General features: G+C 68.3%; 12 protein-coding genes and 1 pseudogene. 4 read left to right on the plus strand and 9 right to left on the minus strand.

Translation table 11 applies throughout. The features are described from left to right. Nucleotides 1–20: 20 nt before the first annotated feature. A complete protein-coding gene (locus NBG84_RS11390; RefSeq protein ID WP_250919233.1) occupies nt 21–1,127 on the minus strand; it encodes a potassium channel family protein in 1,107 nt (368 codons plus the stop codon). 187 nt (nt 1,128–1,314) lie between these two features. Here NBG84_RS11390 and NBG84_RS11395 point away from each other — a divergent pair, with 187 nt between their 5' ends. The 3 genes and pseudogenes from NBG84_RS11395 (at nt 1,315) to NBG84_RS11405 (ending at nt 3,490) form a co-directional block, all read left to right on the plus strand. Further along, a complete protein-coding gene (locus NBG84_RS11395) occupies nt 1,315–1,545 on the plus strand; it encodes a hypothetical protein (RefSeq protein ID WP_250919234.1) in 231 nt (76 codons plus the stop codon). 165 nt (nt 1,546–1,710) lie between these two features. Continuing rightward, nucleotides 1,711–2,382: pseudogene (locus NBG84_RS11400) on the plus strand (potassium channel family protein); the annotation flags it as partial. A 127-nt stretch (nt 2,383–2,509) separates the two neighbouring features. Continuing rightward, nucleotides 2,510–3,490, plus strand: a complete 981-nt coding sequence (locus tag NBG84_RS11405) for an NAD(P)H-quinone oxidoreductase (protein ID WP_250919235.1) — start codon at nt 2,510–2,512, stop codon at nt 3,488–3,490. 196 nt (nt 3,491–3,686) lie between these two features. Here NBG84_RS11405 and NBG84_RS11410 read toward each other — a convergent pair whose 3' ends face one another. From NBG84_RS11410 to NBG84_RS11445, 8 genes are all read right to left on the minus strand, one after another. Then, entirely contained in the window at nt 3,687–4,250 is a 564-nt protein-coding gene (locus tag NBG84_RS11410; RefSeq protein ID WP_250919236.1) for a cysteine hydrolase family protein, read from the minus strand. 405 nt (nt 4,251–4,655) lie between these two features. Continuing rightward, the gene (locus NBG84_RS11415) at nt 4,656–5,198 is read right to left on the minus strand and encodes a bacterial proteasome activator family protein (protein WP_285366623.1); all 543 of its coding nucleotides are present in this window, start codon (nt 5,196–5,198) and stop codon (nt 4,656–4,658) included. A gap of 103 nt (nt 5,199–5,301) precedes the next feature. After that, complete coding sequence (locus NBG84_RS11420) at nt 5,302–8,172, minus strand: FtsX-like permease family protein (RefSeq protein ID WP_250919237.1); 2,871 nt, start codon at nt 8,170–8,172, stop codon at nt 5,302–5,304. Then, nucleotides 8,169–8,975, minus strand: a complete 807-nt coding sequence (locus NBG84_RS11425; protein WP_250919238.1) for an ABC transporter ATP-binding protein — start codon at nt 8,973–8,975, stop codon at nt 8,169–8,171. Before NBG84_RS11425 ends, NBG84_RS11420 begins: the two co-directional genes overlap by 4 nt. A 550-nt stretch (nt 8,976–9,525) precedes the next feature. After that, nucleotides 9,526–10,263 (minus strand): PadR family transcriptional regulator, encoded by a 738-nt coding sequence (locus NBG84_RS11430; protein ID WP_250919239.1) that lies wholly within the window; start codon nt 10,261–10,263, stop codon nt 9,526–9,528. A gap of 153 nt (nt 10,264–10,416) precedes the next feature. Next, a complete protein-coding gene (locus NBG84_RS11435; RefSeq protein ID WP_250919240.1) occupies nt 10,417–10,986 on the minus strand; it encodes a hypothetical protein in 570 nt (189 codons plus the stop codon). A gap of 280 nt (nt 10,987–11,266) precedes the next feature. Then, on the minus strand, nt 11,267–11,452 hold the full coding sequence (locus NBG84_RS11440) for a hypothetical protein (RefSeq protein WP_250919241.1): 186 nt from the start codon (nt 11,450–11,452) through the stop codon (nt 11,267–11,269). Between the two features lie 72 nt (nt 11,453–11,524). Then, nucleotides 11,525–13,150 (minus strand): protein kinase domain-containing protein, encoded by a 1,626-nt coding sequence (locus NBG84_RS11445; protein WP_250919242.1) that lies wholly within the window; start codon nt 13,148–13,150, stop codon nt 11,525–11,527. A 445-nt stretch (nt 13,151–13,595) separates the two neighbouring features. Between NBG84_RS11445 and NBG84_RS11450 the strand changes: the two genes are divergently transcribed. Then, nucleotides 13,596–15,155, plus strand: coding sequence for a protein kinase domain-containing protein (locus NBG84_RS11450; RefSeq protein WP_250919243.1), 1,560 nt, complete (start codon nt 13,596–13,598; stop codon nt 15,153–15,155). Nucleotides 15,156–15,190: the final 35 nt, after the last annotated feature.

The raw sequence follows: 15,190 nt of genomic DNA on the forward strand, positions 1-15,190 counted from the left end.
ATCAATCGTCATATCGCGGATCAGAAGTCGGATTGCTCCCGGCTAATGGTGATCAGCCGATCGCCGAACTGAAGCTGCGCGCACTCCGGGTCGGTGTAGTCCAGCATCTTCTTCCTTCGAACAACGGCCACCACCAGATCCACGCACTCACGAGGTGATCGGCCGACCTCGTCCCTGCTGACGGAGCGTTCTGTGAGGTTGAGCCCGCTCCCCCGGGTCATGAGATCCTCCAACGTATCGGCCACATGAGGGCTTGCCATCGAGACCCCCAGCAGCCTTCCCGCAGAGCTGGAGCTGGTGACCACGGTGTCGGCGCCACTCTGCTTCAACAGCGGTACGTTCTCGTCCTCGCGGACCGCGACCACGATGGCGGCTCGCCTGTTGAGCTGGCGAGCGGTGAGGGTGACCAAGGTCGCGGTGTCATCGCGTTGCGGAGCGATGATCACCCGGGCGGCTGTCTGCAGTTCGGCCTTGAGCAGCGTCTTTGAACGTGTGGCGTCCCCCAGAACTGCCACCAGACCATCCGCGCTCGCTGCGTCCACGGCCTTCTGCTGTGGATCGACTACGACGATCTTCTCCTTGGGGATGCCCTGGCCCTGAAGGGTTTCGATCGCGTGTCGGCCCTTGGTGCCATAGCCGACGACGATGACATGGTTGCGCATCCGGGAGCGCCAGCGGTGTACGCGTACCTGCTGGCGGGTGCGCTCGGTGAGCACTTCCAGTGTGGTTCCCACGAGGATGATCAGGAACAGCACTCGCAGCGGGGTGATGATGAAGATGTTGGTCAGCCGCGCTCCATCGCTGACCGGAGCGATATCGCCGTAGCCGGTCGTGGAGAGGGTGACGGTGGTGTAGTACGCCGCGTCCAGGAAGTCGACCTTCCCATCGGCGTTGTCCGTATAGCCGGAGCGGTCGAACCATACGAGCAGGGTGGTGACCGCCAGCACCAGCATGGCCATCGCCAGCCGCCGCAGCACCTGCTGGAGAGGCGGGACCGTGGCCTGGGTAGGCATGGTGATGGAGCGTCCCGCTTCATCATCGTCCCGGGCCTCCGTGCGCGAGCGGTACCAGAGGGAACGCAGGATCGAAAGTCTTCGTACCTTAGCCGGCGGTTTCTCGGCCTTCATGGTTTTCCCCTCTGGCGGTGGTCCGGTCGATCGCTCCCGGGTGACCATGGTCCCCGATCTTGCCGGGCAGCGCGGTAACTCCTGCCACCGCGCCGGGGTGCGAGACGAGCCACCACGCTGACCGCATTCCTCACGTTCCCCCAAGCGGGTCGGAAGATCGGTCAGGCCATGCTCATTCTCAGCCCCGATGACCGCCCGGATGACCGCGTGGATCGCCGCCCCCATGACCGCCGCCCGGATCAGAGCCTGGATCACCGCCCGGATGACCGCGTGGATCGCCGCCCTCGTACCCGTAGCCGCCGCCCGGATCAGAGCCTGGATCACTGTCCCGATCACCATCCGGACAAAGACAGGAGACACACGGGTGGCCCCGCACCACACCCGCTCGGGCCCGCGGCCAGCCAAAAGGCAGGGCTGAGCCGAGCGGATCTGTTCTCGTTGGCTTCGCCACTCGGGGCAAGGGCCCTGAACGCGGCCCCGGCCACTGTGTTGGCGGTAGCGTCGGAGCACCGGACCCCGTGGAGTCGGGCCATCGCCAGCCAGGCGTGACCACCGGGCTGGGTACGGGGTCATGACGCATAGCCGTTGGAGGCTTCGCTTGCGAGAGCACACCGTCATCGTTGGATTCGGCACCAAGGGCCGCTCCGCGATTCTGACGTTGACCGCCACGGGGTTGGAGAAGGATCAGATCATCGTCATCGATCCCAGCACCAAGGTGATCGAGTCCGCCGCCGCCGAGGGCTTCGCGGGGGTGGTCGGCGACGCCACACGCAGCGATGTCCTCCTCCGCGCCGAGGTACAGCGAGCGGGTCGGATCATCATCGCCACCCAGCGCGATGACACCGCGGTACTGGTCGCGCTCACCGCACGACAGCTGAACCGTGAGGCGAAGATCGTTGCCGCGGTTCGGGAGGAGGAGAACGCCCCACTGCTGCGGCAGTCGGGCGCCGACGCGGTCATCACCAGCGCCAGCGCGGCGGGACGGCTGCTGGGGCTCTCGGTGCTCAGCCCGAGCGCGGGCGCGGTGATGGAAGACCTGATCCAGCAGGGAAGCGGGCTCGACCTCGTCGAACGGCCGGTGATAAAGGCCGAAGTGGGGTTGAGCGTGCGGGAGACCAATGACCTTGTTGTCAGTGTGCTGCGCGGACACCGGCTGATCGGCTACGACGACCCCTCCGCGAGCCCACTCCAGCTGACGGACCGCCTGATCACGATCGTGCGCGCCAAGGATCCGCTACCCGGCCGAAAGGAGTAGCCGTTTCGTCCGAGGGCCTGGCCGGCGAGTCGCTCGTACCAACTGCCGCGGCTGGACGGATGGCAGCTCCGGCGATGCGCTGTGGGCCCTGCGGTAGTGGACATCGGACGGGAGTACCCTCGCGGCCATGTATGCGATCACGATTCCCCAACCCGGTGGACCCGAAGCGCTGGTATGGGCGGAAGTGCCCGATCCAGAGCCCGGCGAGGGGGAAGTCCTCGTTGAGGTCGTCGCGAGCGCGGTCAACCGTGCCGATCTGCTCCAGCGGCAGGGCTTCTACGATCCACCGCCGGGTGCCTCCCCCTACCCCGGCCTGGAGTGTTCCGGGCGGATCGTTGAGCTGGGCCCCGGGGTCTCGGGGTGGGCCGTCGGTGATGAGGTGTGCGCGCTGCTCGCCGGTGGGGGCTATGCGCAGAAGGCCGTCGTGCCGGCCGGGCAGTTGCTGCCGGTGCCGCAGGGCGTGGACCTGATCACCGCGGCGGCACTGCCGGAGGTGACCGCGACCGTATGGTCCAACGTCTTTATGATCGCCCACCTGCGGCCGGGGGAGACGGTCCTGATCCATGGTGGCGCAAGTGGCATCGGCACCATGGCCATCCAGCTCGCCAAGGCGGTGGGCGCCAAGGTGGCCGTGACCGCGGGCGGGCCGGAGAAGCTGGCCCGCTGTGCCGAACTGGGTGCGGACATACTGATCGACTACCGCCAACAGGACTTCGTCGATGAGTTGCGCAAGGCCACGGCCGGAGCTGGAGCTGATGTCATCCTCGACATCATCGGCGCCAAGTACCTGGACCGGAATGTGCGCGCGCTGGCGGTCAATGGGCGGCTCGCCGTGATCGGCCTCCAGGGCGGGGTCAAGGGTGAACTGAACCTCGCGACGCTCCTCGGTAAGCGCGCCGCCGTCACGGCGACTTCGCTACGTGCCCGTCCGCTGGGCGAGAAGGCAGCCATCGTCGCCGCGGTACGCGAACACGTCTGGCCGCTGATCGAAGCGGGCCGCGTCTCAGCGGTCGTGGACCGTCGGCTGCCGCTGGCGGACGCCGCCGAGGGGCACCGGCTCCTGGAGCTGAGCGGGCATGTGGGAAAGGTGCTGCTACTCACGGAGTGAGGGCGTAACGCCCGCCCCGGCCCTCGCGTTACCTGCCGGGAGCCGGGAGCCGGGAGCCGGGAGCCGGGAGCCGGGAGCCGGGAGCCGGGAGCCGGGAGCCGGGAGCCGGGAGCCGGGAGCCGGGAGCCGGGAGCCGGGAGCCGGGAGCCGGGAGCCGGGAGCCGGGAGTGCCGAACAGGCCCTGCTCAGGGACCGCTTAGCCCTCGTCCGCCGTGAACGTCACCTCTGCCGTACCGACGGTCTTCGCACGGCGGCCAGGTGCGCGCTGCCCCTGCCAGTAGAGGTTGGTGTGCGCGATCACCAGGTTCGGGGCTGGCGCGCCGTACTCAGTGAGGTCCTGTGTCGTATGTGCGTCGCCCACCAGTGTCACGTCGTACCCGCGGACGAAGGCCCCATGAAGAGTCGAGCGGACACAGAAGTCGGTCTGGGCACCCGTCACAACAAGTCGGCCCACGCCACGTCCGGCGAGCAGCGCCTCCAACGAAGTCTCCTCGAACGAGTCGCCGTAGGTCTTGTGCACCAGCGGCTCCGGATCGTGGCGAGCGAGCTCCGACACGTACTGCCAGGCCTCGCTGTCGCGTTCGAGATCGTCGTCGGAATGCTGCACCCAGATCACGGGCACGTCCTCGGCGCGGGCCTTGCCCACCAGGGTGTTGATGTTCGCGATCACGCCGTCACGGTCATGGGCGCCCGCCACCACGTCATTCTGGACGTCGATGACGAGCAGCGCGGTGTTCGGCCGATCGGGCATGGTCGTCAAGGCAGACTCCTACTGTGGTCATGGAACGATCCTGTATCGCTCACACAGTAGGCCGGGCCACTGACAGTGGCCCCGCCCGTCCGTAGGCCGCCCGTCCGTAGGCCACCCGAACCGTAGGCCAGCGGCTGGCGTCGGGGCTCGTTTCCGTAGAAGCCGGAAGGCGAAAAGCCGGCTCGGGCTGAATGCCCGGCCGGCTCTGCTTCTTCTCGGGGCACTCGTATCCGAGCCCGCGGTTCTGGGCACCCTTGAGCGAGCACTCCCACCACTCAGGGCCACCAGGTCATCACTCGATGCATCCGGTGGTACGGCGTACGTCCTCATGGCGCTGATCGCTGCTCGGACGCCAGGCCTCGTCATGTCACGACGACACACCCCGCCCCGACGCTCGATTCACGCCGCGTTGGCCTAGAGATACGGCCCCGAGCGGATCGCCCCGTGCTGCGGGTCATCGTCGTCATCGTGGGAGGCGCCCGGCGGCAGCGCCCGGCGCATCTGCTCCAGCTGGGCCCTTGCCGCCATCTGCTGGGCGAAAAGCGCCGTCTGGATACCGTGGAACAGACCCTCAAGCCATCCCACCAGCTGGGCCTGCGCGATGCGCAGCTCCGCCTCGGAAGGCACCGCCTCATCGGTGAAGGGGAGGGAGAGCCTTTCCAGCTCCTCGACCAGCTCGGGAGCAAGGCCGTCCTCCAGCTCCTTCACCGAGCTGGCGTGGATCTCCTTGAGCCTGACTCGGCTCGCTTCATCCAGGGGAGCAGCCCTGACCTCTTCCAGCAGCTGCTTGATCATGCTGCCGATCCGCATGACCTTGGCGGGCTGCTCGACCATCTCCGTCACCGGGATCTCACGCGACCCGTGGTCGTCACTGCCACCGCCGAGTGCCATACCGTCCTGACCCACAACGAGAACGTGGGGGCTGTCCTGCGACCGTTCATTCCTCGGCATCTCCATGCGGCCATTCTCTCGCACATATGCGTTATCAAGAATCTGCCCCGGTACCAGAGTGATCACTCTGGTACCGGGGCGGTCAGGCAGGCCGAGCCTCAGCTGTCGATCAGGTTGCCTCACGGCGCGCCAGCGCACCGCGGGAACGGGTGACGAGGGCCGCCAGCAGGGCCGCACCGAGGGGTACCGCGATCAGCAGCAGCAAGAACGTCTCCCATGGCAGCACCAGCGGGAAGTACGGCGCTGTGCCCGGGTCATAGCCCTGGTCAAGCGCGTCCTGGTACCACTTGGTCTGCTGGCGCTCCTCCGCCATACGCAGTCCGATCGCCGGCAGGATGCCCGCCGCCGAGCCGAGCACCACGCCCATCACGGCCACCACCCCGCACTGGAATCCGCTGAGTGTTCTCCGCACCCTGGGCGGTGCGCCGACGGCTGCCAGGGTCTTGAGATCGGCCTCGGCGTCGGCCTGGGCGAGGCCGGTGGCAATGCCCGCCGCACCGATGGTGATCAGCCCGGCGAAGATGGTCAGCGCGAGCAGGACGATGTTGTTCCTGCTGACGTAGCCCCGCTCGATGTGCAGATTGACCTCGGCGCCGGTCTTGTCGAGCTGGCCGTCGAGACGCTGAGCCTGCTCGCTGCTGGGCATCTTCTCCGTGGAGTAGTACGCCCCCAGCGGGATCGTCTTCAGGGCTGCGGCCTTCACCGTGGCGGGCGCGACGATCAACGAGACGCCGTAGCCCTTGGTGCTCTCGGGCATCTGGTAGGCGTCGAAGCTCTTGATCTCGCCGGGCACCTTCTTGCCCTCCTGCTGGGCCTTCTCGGCTGCCTCGGTGTCGCTGATCAGCCTGATGCCGACCTTTCCACCCGCGCCGGCCTTGCCACTGTCGACGTAGCGCCGGTCGAGGGACACGATCTTGCCCTCGCTCAGGGCCTTCTCCGCGGCCGGGTCATTGATCCCGAGGACCGTCAGTAGCTTCCCGTCGCCGACCATCACGTTCTCGCCGGGAGCGCCGGCGCCGCCGTCCTTGCAGCGCCAGTCCTGGGAGAGCTTGCGCCGTTCGGCCTTGGTGTACTTGTCCGCGGGGGTGGACTCCGGGTTGGCCGGGTCGGCCTTCCACAACGGGCATTCATGGGCGGGCGGCACAACCACCTCGTAGTAGCCGCACCCCTTCCCGTAGCTGTACAGGGAGCAGTTGGTGTCGCCGACCACGATGCGGTCCACATCGGCCTGCACCGCGACCGGAAGGTGCTTCGCCACCGTGGCCCGTACGGAGGGCACATCCCGGCCACCACCCTCATGGACCTGCACATATGCGGCGCCATGGGGCAGCTGGGCGTGGTACTCGGCCTTGAACTTGGCATCGTCACTCGCGGCATAGGTCGCCACGGCCACGGTGCCCGCCACAGCCGCCAGCACCGCGGCCACGGCCGGAGCCGTACGGCCCCGGTTGCGTACCGCGTCTCGGAGCGCGAGCCGGGGCGACAGCGGGAGGAAGCGCCCGAAGCGGCCGAAGAGTCCGACCAGGGCGGGGGTGAGGGCGATGATGCCCAGTTCCGCGAGACCGCTGCCGGCACCGACGAGCACGATCTGATCGCTCTTGGTCGAGCCGTAGAGCGCGATGGTGCCGCCGAGCAGGATCGCGACCAGGCCGATCACCGGCAGGACTCGGCTGCTCTTGCGAACACCACGACGCCCGGTGAGCGAGGCCAGGACCGACTGGCGGGATGAGGTGATGGCGGGCACCAGCGCGGCCATCACCCCGGTGAAGACGGCGAGCAGGGCAATGCCGAGCAACTCCAGCGGCCGGATGTCCAGACTGCCGAAGCGCTGCCCCATCCACCCCTCAAGCGTCGACTGGAGGGCAAGGGTGAGCAGCAGCCCGAGGACGGTACCGATGACCGCCGCCGCCACACCGATCACCAGACCGCCGGCGAGGACGATGGCACGGATATGGCTGCGGGCTCCGCCATTGGCTCCGACCAGACCGAGCTGACGACGGGATCGCCGAGCGCCGACCGCGAAGGCGGGGCCTGCCAGCAGGCAGATCTCCAGAATGGCGAGCCCCACCACGGTGGCGGCTGCCGCCAGCGCGGCCGCCTGGCCGGCGGAGCTCGTTTCGAATGAGCCCCAACCGGACCGCTCGTAGATGGGTACCTCGGACTTGGGCGGCGGGTCCAGGAGCACGGCGCGGGACTTGACCACCACGCCCTTGGTGTTGGCCTGCTGGACCATGTTCCACGTGAAACTGCTCTTGGTGTCGACCAGATAGGTGGTCGAGGCACCGCCGCCGCGCTGCCCCGCCTTCTCCGCGACCTTGTCGTACGGCGCAAGGAACGCACCGGGCAGGAAGTTGACCTGGTTGGTCTTCAGTGAGCTGGGAAGCTCATAGGCACCCACGATCCGGTACTCGCGGTCAAAGCCCCGAGCGGTGAGCTTGGCGCCCACCTTGTGCCCACTCTCCTTCAGAAAGTGGGTAGTAGCCGCGACCTCATCGGACTTCTGTGGGAAACGCCCCTGGGTAAGGGCCATGATGCCCTTGGCTATCGGGTCCGAGGCCTTCAACTCGCGTACTTCGGTGGCCAGCAGCCCATGTGTGGTGCGTAGCTTGGCATTGCCCTCCGTGTCCGACAGCATGGTCGACCCCGCGGGCAGTGCCTTCCTGATGTCGGTCTTGCCCTCCGGTGGGCCGGAGTTCTCGAACTCCTCGACCGTGGTGTAGCCCTCGCCGTCCGGCGGCTGGAGGATCGGCACACCGTTCATACCGGAGTCGCTCAGCTGGGCGTCCGCGGCGCCCAAGGTCCGCTCGATCCTCTGCTCGGTGGACAGCTCCGAGCTGCGCAGCGTCACATCCGCCGCGCTCACACCGACGATGGGTAGGGCGATCATGGCCAGGACGAGTGAGCTACGCCCCTTGGCGCGCCAGGCGTCGCGGCGGGCGATACGGATCGCGGCCCGCCAGGAGTGGTACCAGGTCTTCACAGCTCGTTCGCTCCCTGGCCCGAGCCGTCCCGGCCCGAGACACCAGCCGCGGCACCCGAAAGCAGTGAGTCAGCCTGGCTGCGAACGGTCTGGTCGACGACGGCTCCGTCCCGAAGGAAGACCACCCGGTCCGCCCAGGCCGCGAACCGGGGCTCGTGGGTGACCAGGATTCCCGCGGCACCTTCGTCGCAGCGCGAGCGCAGCAGAGCCAGTACGGACTCTCCCGTCTCGGAGTCCAGCGCACCGGTCGGCTCATCGGCGAGGACCAGCCGGCGCTCGCCCACCAGAGCGCGGGCGATGGCCACCCGCTGCTGCTGGCCACCGGACATCTCATCGGGGAAGCGGTCGGCGAGCTGGCCGAGGTCCATTTCCTCCAGTGCGGCAACTGCCTCGACACGGGCCTTACGGGCGGAGACGCCGTCCAGTTCGCGGGGCAGCGAGACATTCTCGGCGGCGGTGAGGGCCGGGATGAGGTTGTAGTCCTGGAAGACATAGCCGATGCTGCGCCGACGCAGGGCGGCGAGCTTCTTGCGGTTCGCGTGGGTGATGTCGGTGTCCTCCACGATCACCTGTCCGGACGTGGGCATGTCGAGCCCGCCGGCGATGGTGAGCAGGGTGGACTTTCCGGAGCCGGACGGGCCCATCACGGCCACGAGTTCACCGGGGAAGACATCGAGATTGATCCCCCGGAGGGCGTGCACCTCGGTGGCTCCGGACCCATGGACGCGGGTCAGGTCCTTGAGTTGGAGAACGGGGCGCTTCTGGCTCGCCTCATGGGGCTGAGGCGATGTGGATACGGACATGGGAAGGGGTCCCCCCTTGGACTGGTGGTCGAGCGGAAGGCCGCCAAATCTGGGGCCTGAGGGTGGGCTGTTGCCCAGTGGCTGTCTGGTCCGTGCCGTTTCCCTGCCGTTGGCGGCGGCTCGGGAAGGGCGGTGGGCTGCTGGTCCCCCGGGCGGCCGAGGTGGTGACCTGAGCGGGCCGAAAGCCTGAGGTAGGGCCGTGTCAGCCGAAACGAGCAGTTGGAGGTGGCACCAGGGGCGCCGACTGTTCTGGGTGCGGGACTGCTGAGGTGCCGCCCCGCGTGGTGCCGCTCAAGGCCAGGGCGGCGTTCGCGGGTGTGCTGTGCGCTGCTGGCCGTGGTGGTACTCGCGGTACGGATCTGAGCTGCGGAGCGGGGTGCTGGCCGCGACGGCGCTGGGCTGGTCCCCGGTGGAGCGCCATGGACGGGCTGCCCTGGGCATGATCCCGGTGGGGCTGTTGAGGAGTGGGACCCGCTGTGGCGTGGTCAGGGCCTCAGCGGGCCGACGCCTCCGGAGCCCCCGGTGGGATCTCCCTGGCCGTTGTCCGGCGCTAGGTCGAGGCCCTCGCCTGTGTCGTGCGGTCAGGCTGGGGCTCCACCGGGCCGGTCTGGCCCGGACGGGATGGTTCTGACGAGGGTGGTGGGGACGAGGGTGGTGCTGAGCTGGTCCCCGGGCCGTCGGACGCGACCACGGCTCCAGGAGTGTCCCCCGGCGGAACGGTCGCTGAAGGGCGTTGCCCTGCCCTTGCCGCGAGCCTGATGAGCCGCACTTCGCAGTGGTCGAGCCAGCGTGCCTCGGCCTCGGTCTGGAAGATCAGCTGTTCCAGGACGAGTAGCCACGCCACATCGTCCCGCTCCCCCGAGCCCCCACCCTCGATGGCTGCCAGTGCCTGCGCCTTGAGCCGGGTGTAGTCCTGCATCGACTTCACCGTGTGATGGCGCTGGGACTGGATGACGGCCCGGATGTCCACGTGATGGGATCCGATCGCCATCGCGAGTTTGATGGCCAGTTCATTGCGCGGTGGGTTGCTGCGGTCCACCGGCCTCTCGAACCAGCTTCTCAACTCCGACTGCCCGGCATCGGTGATGTGGTACAGCGTGTGGCCGGCCTCGTCCTCACCGGACTGCACGACCATGCCGTCCCGTTCCAGACGGTTGAGGGTCGTGTAGACCTGGCCGACATTGAGTGGCCAGGTGGCGCCGGTGCAGGACTCGAACTCCGTACGGAGTTGCGAGCCGTACCGGGGGCCGCGCTCTAGGAGGGCGAGGAGCCCGTGACGGATGGACATACTCGGTATGTATACCGGGTAGGCTCCTCGCGGCCAACCGTCGGGAGTGGGAGTTGTCGAGTCCGTCCTCAGAGGGACGGGATGGGCTCGCAGGGGCTCCACGCCCCGGGCGACGGGGTGGCCAGGGGCTGATTGGCACGACCGGGAAGGGCCTCAGCGCCGTCTCATCCGTACGCCGAGAAAGCCGATCCCGATGCCCATCAGCGCCATTCCGATGCCGAGGGAGAGCGGGGAGACCTGCTGTACGGCGGGGGTCGGAGCGGTCCGGGTGGGCTGCCGGCCGGCTTCCGCGGGCGCCAGGGGGCTCAATGGGGAGTCCAGGGGCTCCACCGCCTCCCCCTCATCCTCCATCTCAGGTGCCACCTCCTCCTCAAGGAGGGGGTCCGGGCCGTCCGGAGGTATCCGGGAAGGCCTGACGAAGGTGACGGAAGGGACAGGCGAGTTGAGACGAGTCTGTGACACGGAGGCGGACGGCGAGGTGGGCGGCATCGATGTCGCGGAGGGGGAGGGGGAGGTCGAGTGGTTCGCGCTCGGGTGCTCGCTCACCGGCACCCGCCCCGGCCGTGGCCGGCCTTCCCCGGCCGGCCGTCCCGCGAGCGACGCGATCGGCGCGATCGGCGCGATCGGCGAGGCTGACGGCGGTTTGCTGGGGTGCTCCGGCTCCGCCGCCGCATGGGCGAAAGGGAGGCAGGAGAGGAGAAGAGCGGCGGCGGCGATGGTCATCGCGCACCGAGTGTGGAGCTGTGGAGTCACCCGGGAACCCCTCCCGTGCCGAGCCGCTGGGCCGATGGATTCAGCGTCACACGGTGTGACAAATCCGGCATCTTGGAGGATGGGGCGGGCTGAACCCGGCAGCCGCTGGCAGCGCGCGGTCGAGCCGTCCCCGTAGACGGACCCCATGGCTGAGTACCCCACGGCCGAGCAGGTCTGAACCCACGACCTCAAGAGCCCCGACCGACCGGCCCACCTCAAGGGCCCTGACCGACCGGCCCACCTCAAGGGCTCAGCCGTGGCACTCGACCGAAGCGGCCCCTCTGCCGAGCGGGCGGCAGGGGGCCGGGTCCAGCTCGCCCAGTTCGCGCTGGCCGACGGAGAAGGGCCGGGCCAGGGCGCCGCTGCCGGACTCCAGCCAGGGCCTCGGCGAGCGTTGGCGCCGTATCTTCCTCGCGGTCTCCAGGGGTCGGGCCACGCTCAGGGACTGGACCCAAGCCGGGCCCGGGAGTGAACCGAAGCCGGGGCCGGGCGGCGGCTCAGCGGGCCGCTAGTCCGACTTCCCGGTGGAGATCGTCAGCTCGAACTCCTGATTGCCCGGTGCGACCGCCGAACCCTGGCGCGGGAACTGATCGATCACCGCGTCCTTGGGCCACTGGGGGTTGTTCACCTCCCGCACCTTCCACCCCCAGTCCGCGGCGCGCAGGCACTCCTTGACCGACAGCACGTCCTTGTAGAGGAGATCCGGCGCCTGGACCTTCGCCGGGTCCGTTCCGTCCTCGTAGGCGTCGCTGCACTTCGATGTCTTGATGGTGCGCGTGCGGTCCGGCGGCAGGGCCGTCCCCGCGTCCGCCGATGCGGAGGCCGTCGGGCTGGTGGTGCGGCTGTCGTCCGCGCCGTCGTCCTCGGCGGCGCCCTTGATCGCACCGATGACCCCGCTGATCACCACCAGGGCCAGGAAGGCACAGGCCAGGCCGATCACGACCTTGCGGCCGGTGTTCTTGGGAGCGGGCGCGTTCTGGGCCGGTGAGATGGTGTACGAGTGCGGGGGAACCCCGGCCATCGGTGCATTGGCCTGGTACCCGGGGCCGGGGGTGTGCGGCCCCTGCGCATGAGGGGCCTGCGGGTAGCCGTACTGAGGCGTCGGGGCACCGTAGGGACCCGGCTGATAGGGCGCCTGGACACTCTGCTGCGATGGGGGCGGTGCGGACTGGCCCACCGGCGGGAAGACCGCCGACGCCACCCCCGCGCCGCTGGCCGTCGGCGCACCGCTGATGATCACCGGGGCGGCCGTCCGCCCGGCGTTGGCCACCCGTGCGCACTCGGTGCTCATGGCGGCGGCACTGGGGAAGCGCTCGTTCGGGTTCTTCTTCAGCGCCCGTGCGACCAGTGCGTCCATGGCCGGGGTGACCGACCGATTGATCGTGGAAGGTGCGACGGGATCTTCCTGAACATGGGCGTACGCGATGGCCAGCGGTGAGTCCGCGTCGAACGGCAGCCGTCCGGTGAGCAGTTGGAAGAGCATGATCCCGACCGAGTACAGATCGGAACGGGCATCCACACCGCGGCCCAGGGCCTGCTCCGGCGACAGATACTGCGGCGTTCCCACCACCATGCCGGTCTGTGTCATGGAGGTGACGCCGGACTGCATGGCCCGCGCGATGCCGAAGTCCATCACCTTGACCACACCGCGCCTGGTCATCATGACGTTGCCGGGCTTGATGTCACGGTGGACCAGACCGACCTCATGACTGGTCTCCAGGGCGGCCAGGACATCGGCCGTCACCTTGAGCGCCTTGTCGGCCGGCATCGCCCCGTGCTGCTGGATGTCCGCGTGGAGAACGGAGCCGAGCGGCTGCCCCTCCACGTACTCCATGACGATGTACGGCATCAGGGCGCCGCCGAGCTCATCCTCGCCGGTGTCGAAGACCGAGACGATATTGGGATGCGACAGCTTGGCAACGGCCTGGGCCTCGCGCCGGAACCGCTCCCGGAAGGACTGCTCGCGTCCCAGTTCCGAATGGAGCGTCTTGATGGCGACCTGGCGGTCCAGCGCGGAGTCATAGGCCAGATAGACCGAGGCCATGCCCCCCTCGCCGAGCAGATCGCGGAGTTGGTACCGGCCACCCGCCAGCGAACCGCCCGCATAGCGGCCCTGCGCGCCGTCCTGGCTCATGACTGTGCATCCCCCTCGGCGCGAACAGCTACGGAGAACAGAAATGCGCGCCTATCGCGGTAAACCGGTGCGAAAGGCATGCGACTTCCTGGTGATCCGTGTTCCGTGTCCCGTTGACGTCTTCTTGGTGTTCGATGTTTCGCTAAGGTCCGGTGTCTCGTTATATGGACCTGATACCTCATGAGGTCCGTTGTCCCGTGAAACTGAGATCCGTGATCCCTATTACGGGGCAAGTCTGCCCGAGGGGTCTGACACGTCAAGCCAGGTGCCCGTTCCGTGACCGTACGCACAAGAAGCGTCCCGTAAGCGTTACAAGAGATCCACGGAATTTGCGTGGCCTGGCTCACAGCGGGTTTGATGACCGGTCCGTCTCAGGCGGGCCTGTCGTATAGAGGCTGTAGCGTGAGGCAACGGAACGGATACACAGAATAGACGGCGAGGACTGATGGCACCCGAACCCGAAGCCGGCGGCGGCGTGCCCGATGCGTCGGACTCATGGGGAGTCGGCAAAGTGGTCGGTGACGGCCGCTACCGAATGACCCACCGCCTCGGGCGCGGCGGCATGGCCGAGGTCTTCGCGGCCGAGGACGTGCGGCTCGGCCGCACCGTCGCGGTGAAGCTCCTGCGCACCGATCTCGCCGAGGACCCGATCGCCAAGGCACGGTTCACACGCGAGGCCCAGTCGGTCGCCGGTCTCAACCACCACGCGATCGTCGCCGTGTATGACTCGGGCGAGGACCAGGTCGCGGGCCAGCCCGTCCCGTACATCGTCATGGAGTTGGTCGAGGGGCGCACGATCCGCGATCTGCTGATCAAGGCGGAGGCACCGCCGCCGGAGCAGGCACTGATCATTGTGTCCGGTGTGCTGGAGGCCCTGGCCTACTCCCACCAACACGGCATCGTGCACCGGGACATCAAGCCCGCCAACGTCATCATCACCCAATCCGGTGCGGTGAAGGTGATGGACTTCGGCATCGCCCGCGCCCTGCACGGTGCGTCCTCGACGATGACGCAGACCGGCATGGTCATGGGCACGCCCCAGTACCTCTCTCCCGAGCAGGCACTGGGCAAGGCCGTCGACCATCGCTCCGACCTCTACGCGACCGGCTGTCTGCTCTACGAACTGCTGGCGCTGCGACCCCCGTTCACCGGTGAGACCCCGCTCTCGGTGGTCTACCAGCATGTCCAGGACATCCCGATGCCTCCGTCCGAGGCGTCCGATGTGGTGCCGCCCGAGCTGGACGGCCTGGTGATGCGCTCGCTCGCCAAGGACCCGGACGACCGGTTCCAGAGCGCGGAGGAAATGCGCGGTCTGGTCCAGTACGGGCTCCAGATGCTTCAGCAGCAGGGCAGCCACAACGGCAGTTGGAACACCGGCTTCGTCCAGGCGCAGGACAACCGCTCCGGTCCTGGCCTCGGGATGGTCGGGGCGACCGCTCAGCACCCGATCCACGGCGACACCTCACAGGCGCCGATCCTGCCGCCGATGAACCCGGACGACGGGGGCTATGACGGCGGTCGCCGCGATGGCCGGGGTGGCAACAAGGTCTGGCTGGTGGCCGCGCTGGCGCTGGTGGCAGTCGTGGCAGGCGTCGCCTTCGCGCTGGCCAAGACGAACGAACCCACCGACAAGGGCAAGGACGACACCAAGACGTCCCAGAGCCCGACGCCGCCTTCGACCTCGAAGTCTCCTACCACCGAGGCGACCGAGGAAGAGGAAGAGCCCGAGAAGGAGCCCGAGAAGGACCCGACGAAGTCGTGGCCGTCACGTCAGTACACCCCTGACCAGAAGCCGTCGAAGTCGTTCGAGCCGACCCGGGACCCGGAGCCGTCGCAGGAACCGACGCCGTCGCAGAGCATCTCGGGGCCGAGCCAGCCCCAGCCCGGCACCTCCTCGGTGGACCCGGGGCCGACCGACACCGGCGGGGGCGAAACCGGCGGCCCCACGGGCGGCGGCGACAGCGCCGGCACTGCCGGTGGCGGTAACCCGGATCCGCAGCAGTAACGGCGGCCGACCGCCAGCAGCAGCCGAGTTCAGCG

Origin of the sequence: Streptomyces albipurpureus (assembly GCF_023701525.1) — a bacterium.
In the GTDB taxonomy this organism is placed as follows: Bacteria; Actinomycetota; Actinomycetes; order Streptomycetales; family Streptomycetaceae; genus Streptomyces; species Streptomyces albipurpureus.